This is a genomic window from Burkholderia sp. WP9 (assembly GCF_900104795.1).
Classification (GTDB): domain Bacteria; phylum Pseudomonadota; class Gammaproteobacteria; order Burkholderiales; family Burkholderiaceae; genus Paraburkholderia.
The window spans coordinates 2,108,901-2,126,692 of record NZ_FNTG01000001.1; the positions used below are offsets into that span (position 1 = coordinate 2,108,901).

At 59.1% G+C, this 17,792-nt stretch carries 14 protein-coding genes and 1 pseudogene; 7 read left to right on the plus strand and 8 right to left on the minus strand.

The genetic code is table 11. The features are described 5' to 3' along the window. The first annotated feature begins 393 nt into the window (after positions 1–393). From arcA to ydiK, 4 genes are all read left to right on the plus strand, one after another. Positions 394–1,650 carry an arginine deiminase gene (arcA, locus tag BLW71_RS09355; RefSeq protein ID WP_091800654.1) on the plus strand — a complete coding sequence of 419 codons (1,257 nt, stop codon included), beginning with the start codon at positions 394–396 and terminating at the stop codon, positions 1,648–1,650. 69 nt (positions 1,651–1,719) lie between these two features. Then, on the plus strand, positions 1,720–2,730 hold the full coding sequence (locus BLW71_RS09360) for an ornithine carbamoyltransferase (protein WP_091795482.1): 1,011 nt from the start codon (positions 1,720–1,722) through the stop codon (positions 2,728–2,730). A 64-nt stretch (positions 2,731–2,794) separates the two neighbouring features. Continuing rightward, positions 2,795–3,727, plus strand: a complete 933-nt coding sequence (gene arcC / locus BLW71_RS09365; RefSeq protein WP_091795485.1) for a carbamate kinase — start codon at positions 2,795–2,797, stop codon at positions 3,725–3,727. A gap of 20 nt (positions 3,728–3,747) precedes the next feature. Then, positions 3,748–4,923: an AI-2E family transporter YdiK gene (ydiK, locus tag BLW71_RS09370; protein WP_286161961.1), complete on the plus strand. Its 1,176-nt coding sequence runs from the start codon at positions 3,748–3,750 to the stop codon at positions 4,921–4,923. A 16-nt stretch (positions 4,924–4,939) separates the two neighbouring features. Here the strand turns inward: ydiK and BLW71_RS09375 are convergent, their stop codons facing one another. The 5 genes from BLW71_RS09375 to BLW71_RS09395 form a co-directional block, all read right to left on the minus strand. Continuing rightward, positions 4,940–5,251, minus strand: a complete 312-nt coding sequence (locus BLW71_RS09375) for a hypothetical protein (RefSeq protein ID WP_286161962.1) — start codon at positions 5,249–5,251, stop codon at positions 4,940–4,942. Between the two features lie 25 nt (positions 5,252–5,276). Continuing rightward, complete coding sequence (gene fabI, locus BLW71_RS09380) at positions 5,277–6,059, minus strand: enoyl-ACP reductase FabI (protein ID WP_091795488.1); 783 nt, start codon at positions 6,057–6,059, stop codon at positions 5,277–5,279. 66 nt (positions 6,060–6,125) lie between these two features. Continuing rightward, entirely contained in the window at positions 6,126–7,313 is a 1,188-nt protein-coding gene (locus BLW71_RS09385; protein ID WP_091795491.1) for an acetate/propionate family kinase, read from the minus strand. Positions 7,314–7,317: 4 nt separating this feature from the next. Then, entirely contained in the window at positions 7,318–8,256 is a 939-nt protein-coding gene (locus BLW71_RS09390) for a phosphate acetyltransferase (RefSeq protein WP_286161963.1), read from the minus strand. A 38-nt stretch (positions 8,257–8,294) separates the two neighbouring features. Continuing rightward, positions 8,295–10,631 (minus strand): DUF3141 domain-containing protein, encoded by a 2,337-nt coding sequence (locus BLW71_RS09395; protein WP_091795497.1) that lies wholly within the window; start codon positions 10,629–10,631, stop codon positions 8,295–8,297. Between the two features lie 339 nt (positions 10,632–10,970). On the opposite strand from BLW71_RS09395, the gene BLW71_RS09400 reads away from it, so the two are divergent. Next, positions 10,971–11,864: a transporter gene (locus BLW71_RS09400; protein ID WP_091795500.1), complete on the plus strand. Its 894-nt coding sequence runs from the start codon at positions 10,971–10,973 to the stop codon at positions 11,862–11,864. Between the two features lie 73 nt (positions 11,865–11,937). Here the strand turns inward: BLW71_RS09400 and hpnJ are convergent, their stop codons facing one another. Continuing rightward, the gene (hpnJ, locus tag BLW71_RS09405; RefSeq protein ID WP_091795503.1) at positions 11,938–13,359 is read right to left on the minus strand and encodes a hopanoid biosynthesis associated radical SAM protein HpnJ; all 1,422 of its coding nucleotides are present in this window, start codon (positions 13,357–13,359) and stop codon (positions 11,938–11,940) included. A gap of 617 nt (positions 13,360–13,976) precedes the next feature. Between hpnJ and hpnI the strand changes: the two are divergent. Beyond that, positions 13,977–15,104: pseudogene (gene hpnI, locus BLW71_RS09410) on the plus strand (bacteriohopanetetrol glucosamine biosynthesis glycosyltransferase HpnI); the annotation flags it as partial. A gap of 393 nt (positions 15,105–15,497) precedes the next feature. Continuing rightward, positions 15,498–16,001: a hypothetical protein gene (locus BLW71_RS09415; protein ID WP_091795509.1), complete on the plus strand. Its 504-nt coding sequence runs from the start codon at positions 15,498–15,500 to the stop codon at positions 15,999–16,001. A 227-nt stretch (positions 16,002–16,228) separates the two neighbouring features. Here the strand turns inward: BLW71_RS09415 and BLW71_RS09420 are convergent, their stop codons facing one another. After that, positions 16,229–16,615 (minus strand): BON domain-containing protein, encoded by a 387-nt coding sequence (locus tag BLW71_RS09420; RefSeq protein ID WP_091795512.1) that lies wholly within the window; start codon positions 16,613–16,615, stop codon positions 16,229–16,231. Positions 16,616–16,646: 31 nt separating this feature from the next. Next, entirely contained in the window at positions 16,647–17,792 is a 1,146-nt protein-coding gene (locus BLW71_RS09425; protein ID WP_091795514.1) for a porin, read from the minus strand.

Sequence of the window (17,792 nt, forward strand, 5' to 3'; positions counted from 1 at the left end):
CCCGTACTCGTGGAAGCTGCGCTACTCGAAAGCAAGCATGGTGGATTCTTCCGCGGCCTTGTTGCGGTCCACGTCGCGCGCGCCAGAAGAAAGCGGCATGGCGATTTTATCGTCCGGTATCTGGCTATCAACGGGCGTCGGACCAAAGTCTTATTGTGTGCGTTGCCTTTCACGCTCACATTGGTCGAAACGCAATCGTACCCAGATCAGGCTTGCCTGATTCGATGACGACACGTGAACGATGCGTACCCATTCGCATGGCGCTTTCTCCGCCACCCCCTCTATTGTCCCGCCCAGCATGTTGCCGAGTGGCATGTCGGCCGTGCTTGTCGCCGGGTTGATGGTTGGCGTTGCGATAAGGATTCCTCACCCTCGAACATGGGGAGACACATGATGACCAAGGAAAAGACCGCATTCGGCGTTCACTCCGAAGTAGGCAGGTTGCGTAAAGTGATGGTTTGCTCTCCTGGGCTCGCGCATCAGCGACTCACACCCAGCAACTGCGACGAACTACTTTTCGACGACGTCATGTGGGTCAGCCAGGCCAAACGCGACCACTTCGACTTTGTCACGAAGATGCGCGAGCGCGGCGTCGATGTCGTCGAGATGCACAACATGTTGACAGAGACGGTGCACAACCCGGAAGCACTGAGCTGGATACTCGACCGCAAGATTCGCACGGACACGGTGGGCGTCAGCCTCGCACAGGAAGTGCGTCATTGGATCGAGGGGCTCGAACCGCGCCACATCGCGGAGTTCCTGATAGGCGGCGTGGTGGCCGAGGACGTGCCTGACACCGAGCACAGTGGCATTCTGAAGATGTACAGGCAATATCTGGGCTATTCGAGCTTCGTTCTGCCGCCTCTGCCGAACACTCTCTTCACGCGCGATACGACATGCTGGATCTACGGCGGCGTTTCGCTCAATCCCATGCATTGGCCTGCCCGTCGCCAGGAGACGCTGCTCACTTCCGCCATCTACAAGTTCCATCCTGACTTCGCCTCAGGAGACTTCCAGATATGGTATGGCGATCCCGACAAGGATCACGGGTCGGCCACGCTTGAAGGTGGCGACGTCATGCCGATCGGGAACCGTGCGGTTCTGGTCGGCATGGGCGAACGCACGACAAGGCAGGCTATCGGCGAACTGGCCCAGTCGCTTTTCAGTAAGGGCGTGGTCGACCGGGTCGTCGTTGCGGGCCTGCCAAAGTCACGCGCCGCGATGCATCTCGATACGGTGTTCAGCTTTTGCGACCGCGATCTCGTCACGATCTTCCCGGAAGTAGTCAACCAGATCGTTGCCTTCTCGGTACGCGCGGACGAATCGAGCACATCCGGGCTCACCATTCGCCGCGAAGAAAAGCCGTTCGTCGACGTAGTGGCGGAAGCGCTCGGCCTGCCTCGTTTGCGCGTGGTCGAGACCGGTGGAAACAGTTTTGCCGCGGAACGAGAACAGTGGGATGACGGCAATAACGTGGTCTGCATCGAGCCTGGCGTGGTGGTGGCGTACGACCGCAACACCTACACGAATACGCTCCTACGTAAAGCCGGCGTAGAAGTCATCACGATTGCGGCCAGTGAGTTGGGGCGCGGCCGGGGCGGCGGTCATTGCATGACATGCCCGATCAGCAGGGATGCGGTCGATTTTTGAATGGCACCCCAATTCCCGCCAGTCAATCCGACTACCTCCCGCCGAACTCATCTCTGACGGAGAAGCAACATGGCCTTTAATCTGCGAAACAGAAGTCTTCTTAGCCTCGTGCATCACACCAGCAGGGAGTTGCGGTATCTGATCGACCTCTCCAGAGACCTCAAGCGCGCGAAATACACGGGAACGGAACAACAGCATCTGAAAGGCGTCAACATCGCGCTGATCTTCGAAAAGAGCTCGACGCGCACTCGTTGCGCGTTCGAAGTCGCCGCCTATGATCAAGGTGCCAACGTCACTTATATTGATCCGAGTTCGTCGCAGATCGGGCATAAGGAAAGCATGAAGGACACTGCCCGGGTACTCGGGCGCATGTACGACGCTATCGAATATCGCGGCTTCAAACAGGAAATCGTCGACGAACTCGAGCAATATGCCGGCGTACCCGTGTTCAACGGTCTGACTGACGAGTATCACCCCACCCAGATGCTGGCCGATGTGCTGACAATGCGGGAGAATACGGACAAGCCGCTCCCCGCCATCAGTTACGCGTACCTGGGCGACGCTCGCAATAATATGGGCAACTCGTTGCTCCTCATCGGCGCGAAGCTCGGCATGGACGTGAGAATCGGCGCGCCGAAAGCGCTTTGGCCACATGAGGATCACGTCGCAATGTGCCAGCAGTTTGCGGCGGACACAGGAGCACGTCTAACGTTGACCGAAGATCCGAAGGTTGCTGTCAAGGGTGTCGATTTTGTGCATACCGACGTGTGGGTGTCGATGGGCGAACCCGTTGAAGCCTGGAAAGAGCGCATCCAGATGCTCCTGCCCTACCAGGTCAATATGGACATGATGAAAGCCTCCGGAAATCCTCAAGTCCGGTTCATGCATTGTCTTCCTGCGTTTCATAACAGTGAAACAAAGGTCGGCAAGCAGATCGCTGCCCAATATCCGAATCTCGCGAACGGCATCGAAGTCACGGAAGAGGTCTTCGAATCGCCGTTGAACATCGCATTCGAACAGGCAGAGAACCGGATGCATACGATTAAAGCTATTCTGGTCTCGACACTCGCGGACCTCTGATCCGGCGGGACTGAATTTCATCAACGGTCATGTCCAGGCAGGGACCGTCACTCGGGAGCGCGTCATGCGGATAGTCGTTGCATTAGGTGGGAATGCGCTACTGCGCCGTGGCGAGCCTATGACCGCCGAAAACCAGCGAGCCAATGTACGAATTGCAGCCGAACAGATTGCCCAGATCGTACCGGACAACGAAATCGTCATCGCGCATGGCAATGGTCCTCAGGTCGGCCTGCTCGCGCTGCAAGGCGCGGCTTATAAAGATGTGGAAACCTATCCGCTAGACGTTCTCGGCGCGCAAACCGAGGGCATGATCGGCTATATGATCGAACAGGAACTGGGCAACCTGCTGCCCTATGAAGTCCCTTTCGCCACGCTTCTGACGCAAGTCGAAGTCGATGCGGCCGATCCCGCATTTCAACATCCCACCAAACCGATCGGCCCCGTCTACACCCAGGAAGAAGCCACACGTCTCGCCGCAGAGCGAAACTGGACGATCGCCCCTGACGGCGACAAGTTTCGCCGTGTGGTCGCGAGCCCGCGCCCCAAGCATATATTCGAAATACGGCCGATCAAATGGCTGTTGCAGCATGGCACGATCGTCATCTGTGCGGGTGGCGGGGGCATTCCCACCGTGTATGACGAGCACCACAAGCTGTCCGGGGTCGAGGCTGTCATCGACAAGGATCTGTGTTCAGCATTGCTCGCACAGGAACTCGACGCCGACATGTTGATCATTGCGACCGACGTCAACGCGGCCTACGTGGATTGGGACAAGCCAACCAGAAAAGCGATCTCGGTCGCCCATCCCGATGCGCTGGAAGAGCTGGGTTTCGCGGCGGGATCGATGGGCCCGAAGGTCATGGCTGCGATCGAGTTTGCCCGAAACACCGGCAAGGATGCCGTGATCGGCGCGCTGCCCGATATCGTTGCCATCACGGAACGCCGCGCGGGAACACGCATCAGTACTGGTGAGCGCGGAATTCAATATTCCAGCTAGGCCGTAAAGGAAGGCGCACGATGGAACACCCGGCTCAATCGACCCGGCCGCCGGAATCCGGACGTCAGATGGTCCGACCCGCGGTCGACCTTGCCCGAATCGTGCTGGCTGTCAGCGCGCTTTTTCTGCTGGCCGGCGGTAGTCTGTACATCGTGCATCCGTTCGTACCCGCTCTAATGTGGGCTACGACGATCGTCGTGACGACCTGGCCGCTCATGCTAAAGATCCAGCGGTACCTGCGCGGAAGCCGGGGGTTGGCGGTGACAGTGCTCCTGCTGCTCGAGATCGTCGTTATCTGCATACCGGCATACGGCGCTGTCTCCACGCTTGCCGACCATGCAGCAGACATCATGGCCTTTGTCAAAGCGCTGCCCAACTATGCGCTTCCGTCCCCGCCCCACTGGCTCGCCAGCCTGCCGCTGACAGGGAGTCTTGTGCGCGAGTGGCAATCGCTATCCGACGCGGGCCCCGGCGGCATGCTCGCAAAATTGCAGCCTTATGCGGCTGTCGCCGCCAGGTGGATGGTGATTCAAGTGGGCCTCGTTGGCTCGTTTGCCGTGCAACTGATCCTGCTGATCATCATTTGCGGACTGCTCTTTGCCAAAGGCGAATCGGCGGTCCAGCTCGTGACGGGCCTGGCCTTGCGTGTCTCGCCGGAAAACGGCGCCAACATCGTTCATCTCACGGGCCAGTCGATCCGCGCAATCGCCCTGGGTGTCGTGGTCACGGCAGTCGTTCAGGCTTCGCTCGGCGCGGCCGGCATCTGGATCGCGGGCATTCCGTTTGCCGGCGTGCTGAGCGCCCTACTGCTCCTGATGTGCCTCGTGCAGATCGGACCGCTTCTGCCGATGCTCGGCTGCGTCGCCTATCTGTTCATGCATGACGCTCGATTGCCGGCTATTTTGCTGCTCGTCTGGACCATTGGCGTTTCAGTGCTCGACAACATTCTGCGCCCCATCCTGATTCGCCGCGCAATAGCACTGCCAATGGTGCTTATCCTCACTGGTGTAATAGGCGGTCTGCTCGCCTTGGGACCGGTGGGCCTGTTCATCGGCCCGGTCATCCTCGCAGTGACTTATCATCTGCTCATAGCGTGGATCGAGGCTCCCCGAACTTTCGCCGCAGAGAATCCGGATGTCCAACCTCAGCCCCCTCAGCCAGTTGACAGTACGACGCACCCCGTTGCGGACGGGTGAGATGCGAGCGCCTCATTCAGTCAGGCTGGACTGAGGCAATGCTCTCATTCTCGAGGAAATCTGCTCCGGTGAGCCGGATGCGTTCTCCACAACGCGGCCACATTGCCCGGCTCACAGCCTCCCGTATCTTTACCTGGCCAAGCGCGAACGCCAGCAGCGTCTGCCTGTTCGAATGGTCGGCCGCGCCGAGCACTTCGCACGCCGTGTCGCGATCGAGAGAGAATGCACAATAGCCCCAGCCGAAAGCGTGTGCTGAAAAGCAAAGCGTATTTTCGTCGCTAAAGAGCGGGGAGCTGATCTGAATGATTGTCGTATCCATTGCGTTCATGATGGCACCGCCTTTGACGGTTGGATCACGCCATGATGTTGAGGCCCCCGTCGATATACAACGTTTCGCCGGATAGCCGCCGCGCGTACGGCGTCGCAAGAAATGCACAGGTGTAGCCCACATCCATGATGTCGACCACCTCGCCCAGAGGCGCACGCTGCACGGCCTCGTTCAACATGAGTTCGAAATCCTTGAGCCCGGACGCCGCGCGCGTTTTGAGAGGGCCGGGAGAGATAGTGTGTACGCGGATGCCCTTCGGCCCGAGTTCGTGCGCCAGATAACGCGTACAGGCTTCGAGGGCGGCTTTCACTGGACCCATCACGCTGTAGTTCGGCACCACTTTATTCGCACCGTAATAGCTCATCGTCAACAACGTACCGCCTTCTTTCATTAGCGGCGCGGCAAGGCGCGCCATTCGTACGAACGAATGGCAGGATATATCCATGGCGCTTAGAAAGCCCTCACACGAAGAATTCAACAATCCGCCATGCAGATCCGACTTTGGCGCCCATGCGATGGCGTGCACGACAATGTCGAGTTGCCCCCACAGTTCGTCGATTTTCCCGAAGACTGCTTCGAGCTCGCCCTCCCGCGTCACGTCTAGCGGCATGAAGATCTGCGCATCGAGCGATTTCGCAAGCGGCTCCACGTAAGGCTTTGTCTTTTCATTGGCGTAAGTGATCGCAAGGCTGGCCCCAAGCTCGTGAAACGCTTTCGCGCATCCATACGCAATCGAGTGTTCGTTAGCGATACCCGTGACTAGCGCTTTCGCATCTTTCAGGATCAAACGCGGTTGCTCGATCGGCATGATAAAACTCCTGGATAGGGCTCTTGGGTGCTGGCAAGCGTGACACTTCGCGTCGTGGACCTATGCTCATGATTTCAACGCGTGGACAGCCGCCTGCGTGTGGCGGGCAATCATGAGTTCCTCGTTTGTGGCAACAACCGAAACCGCCACCTTGCTCGACGGAAGGCTGATCAGCGGACCGCCCCTCTGATTCGCCACGTTATCGAGCTCGGCTCCCAGCCACGCCGCGTCCATCACGACACGCTCGCGAATCGTGGCCGCGTGCTCGCCGATTCCGGCAGTAAACACCAGCCCGTCAATGCCCTTCATCGCCGCAGCAAGGCTGCCGATTTCGCGCGCAATCCGGTAGACGTAGACATCCAGCGCAAAACGGGCGCGCGGCTCAGCGCTATTCAGCAGCACACGCATGTCGCTCGACACGGCCGACATGCCGAGTAAGCCTGATTGTTTGTAGATCAGATCCTCGATGGCCCGCGCATCCATCTTCAGTTCATCGAGCAGATAGAGAATCACGCCCGGGTCGAGGCTTCCGCAACGCGTTCCCATCGGCAGGCCGTCTACCGCCGTGAATCCCATCGTACTGGCTACGCTCTTGCCACCAACCATCGCGCACAGGCTTGCGCCATTGCCGAGATGCGCGACGATGGTCCGGCCAGCCGCAGCCGTCGGCGAAATCTCCGGCAACACGCTTGCGATGTATTCGTACGACAGCCCGTGAAACCCATACCGCCGCACGCCCCGCTCCGTAATGGCCACGGGCAGCGCGTAGGCGCGCGAAGTCTCGCTCTGCGTATGGTGAAATGCCGTGTCGAAGCACGCAACCTGCGTAACGTCCGGACGCAACTGCGAGATGATCCGGATAGGCTTCAGGTTATGCGGTTGATGCAGCGGCGCAAGTGGAGCGAGCTTCTCGAGTTCGTCGACGATAGCCGGTGTCGCCACAACGGCATCGGAAAATCGCTGGCCGCCATGCACGACCCGATGACCGACCGCCGTCAGGCGATGCCCGTCGCCATGGCTGCGCAGAAATGCGGAGAGATACTCGATCGCGCCCAGATGGCCGAGTTCGTAGCCGGCGCCCCATTCCTTGCTACCGGCTTCACCATGCCGATCCGTCGCGCTGAAACGCGGGACCGTGTACAGCGCTTCGATCTGGCCGCGCAAAACGAGGTCGAGGTCGGTCGTTCCCGCATCGAATGCGGAGAATTTCAGGCTTGAAGAGCCGGCATTCAATACGAGGATCACATCGGCCATGGCGTCACCCGACAATCTTGCCGGCCTCACGCCGGGCCTTGGCGACAAGCGCCGCGACCGCGCACGAGGCAAGACGTGTCGTCACGGAGTCCGCGCGACTCGTCAGAATGATCGGCACGCGCGCGCCAAGCACAATACCCGCTGCATCCGCGCCGGCAAGAAAGGACAGGCTTTTGGCGAGCATGTTTCCCGCCTCCAGGTCCGGCACCATCAGCAGGTTGGCGCGTCCGGCAACCGGTGAGTCGATCTGCTTGATTCGTGCAGCTTCGAGGTTGATTGCATTGTCGAGCGCGAGCGGACCGTCGACCAGTGCGCCAGTAATTTGCTGGCGATCCACCATTTTGCAAAGTGCGGCGGCTTCGACCGTGGACGGCACTTTCGGATTGACGGTTTCGGTGGCGGACAGAATCGCCGCACGCACTTCCGGAAACTGCAACGCGTGTCCCAGATCGATCGCGTTCTGCAGGATGTCGACCTTCTCTTCGAGCGACGGCGTGATATTCACCGCGGCGTCGGTAATGATCAGCGCTTCGTCATATTGCGGCACGTCCATGATGAAACAATGACTGATGCGCCGCGCCGTTCGCAGTCCGGTATCCCGCTTAACGACTTCCGCCATCAACTCGTCCGTGTGCAGACTGCCTTTCATCAGTGCCTCGGCCTTGCCTTCGCGCACGAGCTGAACCGCCGCGGCAGCCGCCGCGTGGCTGAACGGCGCGTCGATGATCGGATAGGGGGATATATCAATGCCATGCTCAGCGGCAAGCGACTCGATGCGTGCGCGTGGCCCGACGAGCAACGGCGCAATCAGGCCCATCTTTGCTGCCTCGACGGCTCCTTCGAGTGAACTGCGATCGCATGGATGCACGACGGCTGTCGGCAAAGCCGGCAAATTTTTGCAGTACTCGATCAGACGCTGATACTTCGCATGCTGGGCTTCCATCGTCTTTCCTATCGTCGGTTCTGCTGCGGCGTGCCGGCTCATCGGCGCACCCGGTCGGGCACCGCAACCGGACGCTTGCGTTCGGGGCGCGGCATGAGTACCGAGCGGATGCGTTCGAGGGCCGACCGTTGCGCGTCGGTAGTCGCTGAATTCAGTACGCGCTCGTCCGCGACGAGTTTGTCGATCAACTCTAGAAAGCGGCTTCTGTCCTCGTCATGTGCGAGTAGAGTCGGCAGCGTGGCGATCGCCTGATCGGGTTCGTAGCTGGCGATAATTTCCTGTTCGCCACGAATGCGCCGCCACTGGTCGGCAGCAATGTCGGGAAGATAGTCAGCGTAGCTCTCAGCCAATTCCTTGCGCATCTCCAGGCGGGCCAGCGGTAAGGGCTCGCCCTTGCGCGCGAGAAGAAAAGCCGCACGGGCCAGCGCCTCGGTGTAGCCACCCTCTCCGATCGCCTGAAGCGCTGTGCGCACAAAGGGCAGATCACGAGGATCGGTCGGGGCCGAATCCGTGCGGTTCGCATCCGGATTGCGGTCGGCGAGATAGATCGAGTAGAGATTCGCGTAGATGCCGAAAAACGTTGCCTCGGTCGAGGCATCGCGCATTGCCCGGTAATAGTCGAGCGAGGCGCTCACGATGTCGGACCCGGTTTTCTCAGCCTTATGCCACGGGTTTTCTGGATCAACCGGTTGGCGGTTTTCCTTGACCGCCTTGGCGGCAGGATGCAGCCAGCCGAGCCAGGGGTTCATGTCGGACAGTGCCCAACGCTGGAAACGAAGCGGATGAAACTCGCGCAGCATGCGGGCCGTCGTCTCGTTGCTCAAAGACTGCACAATGGGTTGGGTGAAGAGTTCGTACGCCCGCTGATTGAAGTCTGACAGAGCGGCAACCGCTTCGAACGGTTTCTCGTCCACGCGCTCGAAACGGTTGAAATGCGCGGCGATCTCTTCGAGCCGATGTTCGCTGAATTCGACTTCGTATCCGGTTTCCCCCGAATCGCTCTTTACTTCCTTGATCGACATGCCGTATAGGCCCGGCGGGAACGTCTCGATCGTTTCCAGAACGGAAACGATCTGCGTATGTTCCTTTCTTGCGACTTTGCCGGATACAAAGATGCCGAGGTGACCGATGTCCTGATGCATGAGACCAACGATCACCTGCCCGCGCGACTTGATTTCTTCCGTACTCTTATAAATATCGGCGACCCAATTGAACGCCTGTTGAGGTGGCGTGATGTTGTCGCCCATCGAAGCGAACAGAATGATCGGCGAGCGGATCTCGCGCAAATCGAATGGCTTCCCGCCACTGCTGCTCACTTCGCCAGACCACAGCTTGTTGCCGACGAAGAGATTGCGCGTGATCCACTCAATTTCCTCGCGATTCATCAGGTAGTAGCTGCCCCACCAGCGCTCGAACTCCAGAAAACGAGGCGGCTCCGTATCGATGTTCGAGAACAGATGGTAATACTTGTCCCATAGCGAATTGGCGGGGTTCAGGTTTTCGAAGTTCTGGACCAGATGGGCACCGTCGAACTTGCCGTCGCCGAGATCCGCCGCATACGACGCGAGCCACGAACCGCCGAGGATCCCGCCCGCGTACCGCATTGGATTGTCGCTCTCACCTTCGCTCCACGCGCCGCTCCAGTACGACATCGGCGCCCCGTTGATAACGACGGGTCCGGTTTCGTCGGGATCGGAACTGGCCAGCATCATTGCGGCCCAGCCGCCCTGGCAGTTGCCGATGATAGCCGGCTTCGGGCCTGACGGATGCCGCGCACGCACCTTCCTCACGAACTGCTGCTCTGCCGTGCAGACATCGAGCAGTGTCTGACCAGGTTCGGGATCACGAAAGAACACCACGAAATACACAGGATGTCCCGCGCGAAGTGCCACCCCGGCTTGCGAATCGTCCTTGAAGCCACCGATGCCCGGGCCGTGTCCCGCGCGGGGATCGATGATGAGATAAGGGCGCTTGTTCGCGTCCACCACCACGCCTTCCGGCGGGCGAAGCTGGAGCAGCGCATAGTTCACTGGCCGCTCGAATTGCCGCCCGTCGAGAATGACGTCGTAGTCGAAATGCAGCACGGGGGTCGGCCCTTGCGCGCTTCGCTCCACGAACTCGGTGCCGCGCTCGACCAGAACGTCCCAAAACAGCAACGAGCGCTGCGCAACGTCGATCGCGTATTGCCATGCCTGCAATGGGTCGAATGGCGCAGCCACTGTATGTGCGGCATGCTTGACGGCACGATCGCCGTCAAACGCATCGCGCACACGTTGAGTCAACCGTTCCTGTGCGCCGTGTGTGCGCGTCTGCAACACGCGAGTAATCTTCGTGGCGATATCCTGACTGCGGGACAACTGTGCTCCTGCATCCATTGCGCAACCCTCGGAAAGGAACAAGAAATGATCACCAGCGGGAGACGGCAGTCGCGTTCTTGATGCCTGCACACACGCTTTGGGTGGCGTAGCGTCCAGCATGCAGCGTTCGCTATGCGGGGCGCGCGCAGCGCACCAGCCCGACCCGAAATCGTTTCATGGTATGGCCCGCGGCTATCGCATGAAATCGGACCAAAGTCTTATTCCTGTGTCATCAGGCGAACGGTACGCTGCGTACATCGTGCCCTCCTCTACACTTTAAATTTTGCGGCCCGCCAGGTTGCCTATGGCCGCCTGCCCACGCCGACCATGAGGCATCGTCCATGCTGTTGGGCTCTGATGCGCAACACCGCAGTTGGACTTCTGTTTCCGGTCGGCGTGGCGTGTGCTCAAGAACTCGAACCGCGCACCTATTCTCCGTCTCCAGTCGGCACGCATTTTCTGGTCTCATCGTGGTCGCATCTGTCTGGCGACGTCCTGACGGATTCGTCCTTGCCCATCTCGGGGGTACGTGCACAGTTCAATCTGTGGTCACTCGCCTATGTGTCGACGTTTGGCTTTCTCGGGCACACGGCATCGCTGGGGATAGCGCTGCCGTTCGCGCGCGGGAACGTCAGCGGAGATGTTCTCGATTCGGCAACAGAAGTCCATCGTTCTGGCCTGGGCGATATGCGGCTGCGCTTCGCCTTCAATCTGTTCGGCAACCCGCCATTGCCTCCGGATGCGTTTGCCGCGCATGAAGCCGCAACCGCGGTCGGGACCAGCTTGACGATCATCGCGCCCACGGGACAATACGTTGGGTCACGATTAGTCAACATCGGAACCAACCGATGGTCATTCAAGCCGGAGTTCGGCGTGTCGCAGACTCTTGGCAAGTGGTTCGTCGATGGGTCTGCGGGCGTATGGTTCTTTACGAGCAACAATGAGTTCTTTAACGGTGCGCAGCGAACTCAGGCCCCGCTGATGACTTTTCAATTGCACGGCGGCTACACGTTCCGCCCCGGGTTCTGGCTTGCCGGCGACCTCGGATACACCAGTGGCGGCCGGACCTCGACCAACGACGTGGAAGCGGAAGATCGACAGGCCAACGTGCGATACGGTGTGACGGTGTCCGCACCGATTGCGCGCGGATGGTCCACCAAGCTCGCGTTATCACATGGTCTTGTAACCCGTGCAGGTGGCGACTTTACGTCCGTTACCCTGACGCTGCAGTATCGATGGTTCGACCGATAACTCCATCTCGCCACTGCAGCCACGTTTGCTTCCGCTCGCAAGGCCGAAAAAAACGTGGCTTCAGATAAGCTCTTTAAGCCTCGCGCGCCCTGAGAAATCTGAAGAACTCCACACCTTCCTGCAAGCGCCGTTTCATCATCTCCCAACTGACCAGCATCTCGCGGACAATTTCCCAGATCTTTGCCGGTCTGAAGTAGAAGCGTTTATAGAATTCCTCGACGCCACGATAGATCTCTTCGCGCGACAAGTGCGGATAGCCGATTGCTGAAACCTGGACCCCCGTGGAACTGACGAGGTTGATGACCTTGCTCTCTTGCAGCCAGCCATTCTCGATTGCTTGCTTGTGAAGGCTCGTACCCGGATAGGGCGCCGCAAGCGACACCTGGATCGTGTGCGGATTAATCTCTTTCGCGTATTGGATGGTTTTCTGGATCGTCTCGCGCGTTTCACCCGGCAGCCCCAGAATGAAGGTGCCGTGGATCTTGATGCCGAGCTTACGGCAATCTTCAGTGAAGCGCCGTGCCATATCGGTTCGCAGGCCTTTTTTGACATTCACGAGAATCTGGTCGTCGCCTGATTCGTAGCCGACAAGCAGGAGCCGCAGGCCATTCTCCTTCATCACCTTGAGGGTGGAATAAGGCACATTCGCTTTCGCGTTGCACGACCACGTCACACCTAACTTGCCAAGACCACGGGCGATTTCCTCGGCTCTCGGTTTCAGATCGGTAAACGTGTCGTCGTCAAACATGATCTCCTTGATTTCGGGCATGTTGTCCCTGATCCATTTCACTTCTTCAAGAACATTCTCGACCGACCGCGTGCGATAGCGATGACCTCCGACCGTTTGCGGCCAGAGGCAAAAGGTGCACCTCGATTTGCAACCTCGACCCGTATAGATGGAAACATACGGATGCTTGAGGTAGCCACTGAAATAATTCTCTGTTTTGAGGTCGCGCTTGTAGATGGGCGCAACGAATGGCAACTCGTCCATATCTTCAAGAATGGGCCGGGCTTCGTTGTGCATGATTGCGCCGTCGGGCAGACGGTAGCTCAGGCCGAGAATCGACTCGAACGGAAGACCCTGCGCAATGTCGCGACACGTGAAGTCGAATTCCTCCCGGCACACGAAGTCGATAGCGTCGCATGCCGTAAGCGATCCATGCGGATCGACGGCGACTTTCGCGCCAACCATCCCGACCCGTATCGTGGGCTTGCGCTTCTTTAAGTGCTCTGCGAATTGCGCGTCGCTCGGAAACGAAGGTGTGCTCGTATGAATGATGACGAGGTCGCACTCTTGAGCAATATCTAGCGACGCCTCCAGCGACAGCCCATCTGCTTGCGCATCCAGAACGCGGCTATTCTCGATCAGCGCGGCGGGCTGGGCGAGCCACGTCGGATACCAGAATGAACGGATCTCGCGCTTCGTCTGGAAACGCGATCCCGCTCCACCATCGAAGCCATCGAATGAAGGTGCCTGCAAAAACAGTGTTTTCATAGATGCTCTCGAAGAAAATGGCCTGCATGCGCGGAATCCATCACCCGCCGAAACTCGCTGGGCGTCGGCAACGCACGGGAAGTTGATTCATGCACTCAACGTTGAGTCGGTCGCTGCAATAGATGGCATTGACGCTACCCTCCCCACAACGAAATGCACAGACAGCAAGCGCAGACAGCAAGAATAGATAGAACCATCATCGCCCCATGAAACCGAATGGGATTGAAGCAGCGGAGCGGAATGGCCGCTGTCGCCAGGAAACGAAGGGACGTTCAAGAATACTACGAATCTCGCGCTCGACAGGAAGGGTTTTTTTCGCCTAGTCTAGTTAGGGATGCCGTGAGATGACGTTACCCGTTGGCGAACTGTAAGCACTGCGGGTTGCTATGACCGCCAGGCAAATTAACCACCCCGGGTGGGTGACGTTCAGCGCCGGCCTGCCGCCATCTGCGTCCCGGGACGTGTGCGGCGTTCTTGTCATCGTGTGACGCTGGAATGAAAGTCGGCGCAAAAAAAGTTCGACATCAGCTTTCGGCAAAAGGCGACAAACCCCCTATACTTCCGAACATCAACGAATAAGACGTCCCGCCTTCGACGATCCTCTGCACGGGGAACCTATGTTTCTCATCGGGCTTGCGCTTCTGTGCGCCATGGGTGCCGCGCTGGGGATTGTGTATACGCTGCTCGCCGGCGCATTAATGGGACGTTTCTTTTCCCGTACGACATCGCAGCCCACCTGCTTTCCGCCCGTCACGATCGTCAAACCGCTGCACGGTGACGAGTGGTCCTTGCTTGGCAACCTGTCGAGCTTCTGCGAGCAGGACTATCCAGGCCCGGTGCACTTCCTGTTCGGCGTGCACGACGCGGAAGATCCAGCGTTGCAAACGGTCGAACAACTGCGTCTGCTATACCCCAGAGCACATATCACCGTCGTGGCTGATGCGCGACTCTATGGTCCCAATCGAAAGATGAGCAACATTCTCAACATGTTGCCCGAGGCGCGGCATGATGTGCTGGTGTTCGCGGACAGCGACGTGAGCGTGAGCAGCGGTTATCTGCGCAATGTGATCGGCGAGTTGCAGAAGCCTGGCGTGGGCCTCGTCACCTGCATCTATCGCGGACAGCCCGATCCGGGTTTCTGGCCCCGCCTGTCGGCCATGGCGACCAATTACCAGTTCCTGCCCAGCGTCGTCACCGGGCTTGCGCTTGGCCTCGCGCGTCCGTGCTTTGGGCAGACGATTGCAATGCGGCGGGCAACGCTCGAGAAGATTGGTGGCTTTGCCAAGTTCGTGCATCACCTGGCGGAGGACCATGCGATCGGCGAAGCGGTGCGCATGACTGGCGAGAAGGTCGTGATTCCGCCGTTCACGGTGTCTCACGCCTGCGGCGAGACCAGCGCCGCCAAGCTGATTGCGCACGAATTGCGCTGGAGCCGAACCATCCGGACAATCGATCCACTCGGCCATCTGGGCTCAGCGCTGATTCATCCATTCGCCTTTGCCCTGTTGGCCGTGCTGCTTTCCGGAGGCGCCGCCTGGGCCTGGCTGCTTGCGGCGCTCGCGCTGCTCGCGCGGCAAGCGTTGAAAGTCCTGTCGGACCGCTCGCTGGGGCAGCCACTTCGCGGCCTGTGGCTTCTGCCGTTCTGGGACATCGTGTCCTTTTCGATCTTCCTGGCGAGTTTTCTGTCGACGCGGGTCAACTGGCGCGGCTTCAGTTTCAAGGTAGATGGCAACGGCCTGTTAACGCCGGTCAGGACAAATGACGGTAGTGCGGATTCAAGTGGCAGGTTGCGCGACTTCGAAGCTGCGGGCCCGGAAACAGCAAAGTATCCTAACGCTGTCGATGAAGCTATCTGATAAGGATAACTATCCTCGATTTTACAAATAGCCAGTGACCAACAAAATGAATGTTGATTACGGTTTTGCGTCAGCCAGCCTATTCACCGATAACACGCTGGATCTTTCGTCGCGTTGCCCTGGACACAATTCACGCGTCAAGGCAGTCAGAGCCGCTTCGTCGCTTCGAGCGTAACGGATCCACGTGACAGCAGCGCGCGCCCCACTCCGTTCATCGAGCCGCGGCGCAACGCTCCATGAAAGCGAGACTGCCAGACGCGATCACCTTTAGCGGAGGCTTTCATGCTTAACCGACTTGCATTTCTGATCATGGTTTACACGGCGTTGGTGCTCGCGGGCTGCACCCCACCGCATCAACAGGTAGCCGCTGGCGCAGACCAGTCTGAACTTGTTGCACGCCTCGGCCCGCCGAAGGAAACGTACGATCTACCGAACGGCGGCAAGCGGCTGATGTGGCCGACCCAGCCCATGGGAACGACGACGACGGCAGCGGACATCGACGCTTCAGGCAAAGTGCTCGGTGTCCGGCAAGTACTTCGAGACAATGAGTTCCATCGTGCCGAGGTCGGAAAGTGGACCCGGGACGACGTGTTAGTCAACTTCGGCCGCCCTTTCGAAACCTCCTACTTCAAGCGCGTGAGCCGGGAAGTCTGGTCCTACCGGTACATGGAGAACAACATCGATCATTTGATATACAACTTCTATTTCGACGATCAGGGCGTGCTGCGGCAAACGCAGCGATCACCCGATCCACAATTCGATCCCAGCCAGCGCAATCGGTTCTAATCACATCGAGCAGACAATGCCTTCATCTCACCCGTAAGCAGTCGAGCCGGCCGGCTTCGAACTTTGGCGCCGGCGGCTGTCGAGCTTGAGGGAAAGCCAGACCATCGACATGCGTTGATCAAACGGCAGACGGGCGCTTTGTCGCGCGTAGGAATCACGCGCAACTGCAGGACGGGTAGAAGTGAGCGAGAGCAGCCGTCTTCGAGCTCACGCTTGACTATCGCAGCTTACATGCCGCCAAACGGTTTCTTGACCGTCAGCTTGTTGCTCACCGACGTCACGCCTGGGATGCTTCTCGCGATCGCCTCGGCCTTGGCGATCTGAGCAGTCTCCGCAACTGTGCCGTTCAGTGTCACCGCGCCGTCCTTCGTGGTGACACTGATGTCTCCGGCGTTGATCTCCTTGTATTTGCCGATGGCGGCGTACACCTTCCGGCGCAGCGCGCGATCAGCTTTCCTCCCCGTGGGTGCGGCCGCACCCGATGCCGCCTGCGCCGACGAGCCTTGCGCAACAGCTGGTGCGCTGGCTACCTGCGCGGTCTGGGACCACGCGCTCATGGACACCGCAGCGCCTAACGCGGCGATCGTCAATCCGAGTGCCTTGGTTTTCTTCATGGTTCTGCTCCGTTTGATAGGGATGGCGGGATCAGAAGGTATGGCGGATGCCAACCATCGCCGCCGTGGTCGAGACGCCGGGTGCGACCGGTGTGCCATAGACGATCGTCTGGTTCATGGTTCCCTTGTTGTTCACATAGCCGACCTGCGCGTAAGCCCTCGTCGCCTTCGACAAGCTGTATTCCGCGCCCACCGCGATTTCGCTCGAGTGATTCGCCGAATTGTTTCGGTCCTTCAGATAGTAGTAGCCGGACGTCACCTTGAAGACCGGATTGAACTGGTAGCCAAGGCCGCCCGAAATCATCTCGAAGTCGTAGGTGGTGCTCTTCGCCGGATTCTTGCCGACGCTGTACGAGGCGGACAACGAGAATCCGCTGATCGTGTACATCGCGCCGAAATAATAGAAGCGGTTATTGGCGAGGCCTGTCGCCGGAACGGCCGGACCCGTCGGGTAATTGGCCGGGTATGGATTGGTGTCGTGCCCGTTGTAGTACACCGCGGCCAGATTCAGACCGTAGTTCGAATACTTGAGCACAGCCGACTCTCGCGTGCCGCCCTGGAACTGCCCTGCGTTGCCTCCCGGCGCGAACTCGAGCGCGAGCGACGCGCCATAGAATTTCGGCGACGAGTAGACCAGCGCGTTACTGTCATACAGCGCACCGATCGGAGCGTTCGTGCTGGTGCCGGGCCAGCCGGCCGCCTGATTCATGCCCAGCCAGGCGGTCAGGATGCTGCCAAAGTACTGCGCGCCGCGCACGTCCGTTTCCGACATCGCGTAGATCATCGGGATGATCTGCCGGCCGGCGTCGAACGTGCCGAACGGTCCCGTTGCTCCAATCGTCGCAAACTGGTTGAAGAGCGCGGTCGTCCCCGGCGTGTCGGACAGCCCGAACTTGCCGTTGGTGGTGTTGAACGTGCCTTGCAGCTTGAACGTGATTTTGTATCCGCCGCCGATGTCTTCGCTTCCCTTCAGCCCCCAGAAGCTGGAGTAAATGCCGCCGTCCTTGAGTTGATAAACATGCCCCAGGTTACGCGCGTTCGGCTGAAACGATGCGGCTGAGGTGCTCTGATACAGCAGTCCGGCGTCGAGTACGCCGTAAAGCGTGACCGACGACTGGGCATGAGCGGCCGCTGAAAAAACTATCAGCACTGCCAGGCTGCTTGACTTGAATTTCAT

Bases quoted from the DNA above. Each gene is read 5' to 3' on its own strand.
- arcC (WP_091795485.1), top strand. From the start codon at position 2,795: ATGCGGATAGTCGTTGCATTAGGTGGGAATGCGCTACTGCGCCGTGGC.
- hpnJ (WP_091795503.1), bottom strand. From the start codon at position 13,359: ATGAAAACACTGTTTTTGCAGGCACCTTCATTCGATGGCTTCGATGGT.
- BLW71_RS09400 (WP_091795500.1), top strand. From the start codon at position 10,971: ATGCGCAACACCGCAGTTGGACTTCTGTTTCCGGTCGGCGTGGCGTGT.
- BLW71_RS09385 (WP_091795491.1), bottom strand. From the start codon at position 7,313: ATGGCCGATGTGATCCTCGTATTGAATGCCGGCTCTTCAAGCCTGAAA.
- BLW71_RS09390 (WP_286161963.1), bottom strand. From the start codon at position 8,256: ATGGAAGCCCAGCATGCGAAGTATCAGCGTCTGATCGAGTACTGCAAA.
- BLW71_RS09395 (WP_091795497.1), bottom strand. From the start codon at position 10,631: ATGGATGCAGGAGCACAGTTGTCCCGCAGTCAGGATATCGCCACGAAG.
- fabI (WP_091795488.1), bottom strand. From the start codon at position 6,059: ATGCCGATCGAGCAACCGCGTTTGATCCTGAAAGATGCGAAAGCGCTA.
- ydiK (WP_286161961.1), top strand. From the start codon at position 3,748: ATGGAACACCCGGCTCAATCGACCCGGCCGCCGGAATCCGGACGTCAG.
- BLW71_RS09425 (WP_091795514.1), bottom strand. From the start codon at position 17,792: ATGAAATTCAAGTCAAGCAGCCTGGCAGTGCTGATAGTTTTTTCAGCG.
- BLW71_RS09375 (WP_286161962.1), bottom strand. From the start codon at position 5,251: ATGAACGCAATGGATACGACAATCATTCAGATCAGCTCCCCGCTCTTT.
- arcA (WP_091800654.1), top strand. From the start codon at position 394: ATGACCAAGGAAAAGACCGCATTCGGCGTTCACTCCGAAGTAGGCAGG.
- BLW71_RS09360 (WP_091795482.1), top strand. From the start codon at position 1,720: ATGGCCTTTAATCTGCGAAACAGAAGTCTTCTTAGCCTCGTGCATCAC.
- BLW71_RS09420 (WP_091795512.1), bottom strand. From the start codon at position 16,615: ATGAAGAAAACCAAGGCACTCGGATTGACGATCGCCGCGTTAGGCGCT.
- BLW71_RS09415 (WP_091795509.1), top strand. From the start codon at position 15,498: ATGCTTAACCGACTTGCATTTCTGATCATGGTTTACACGGCGTTGGTG.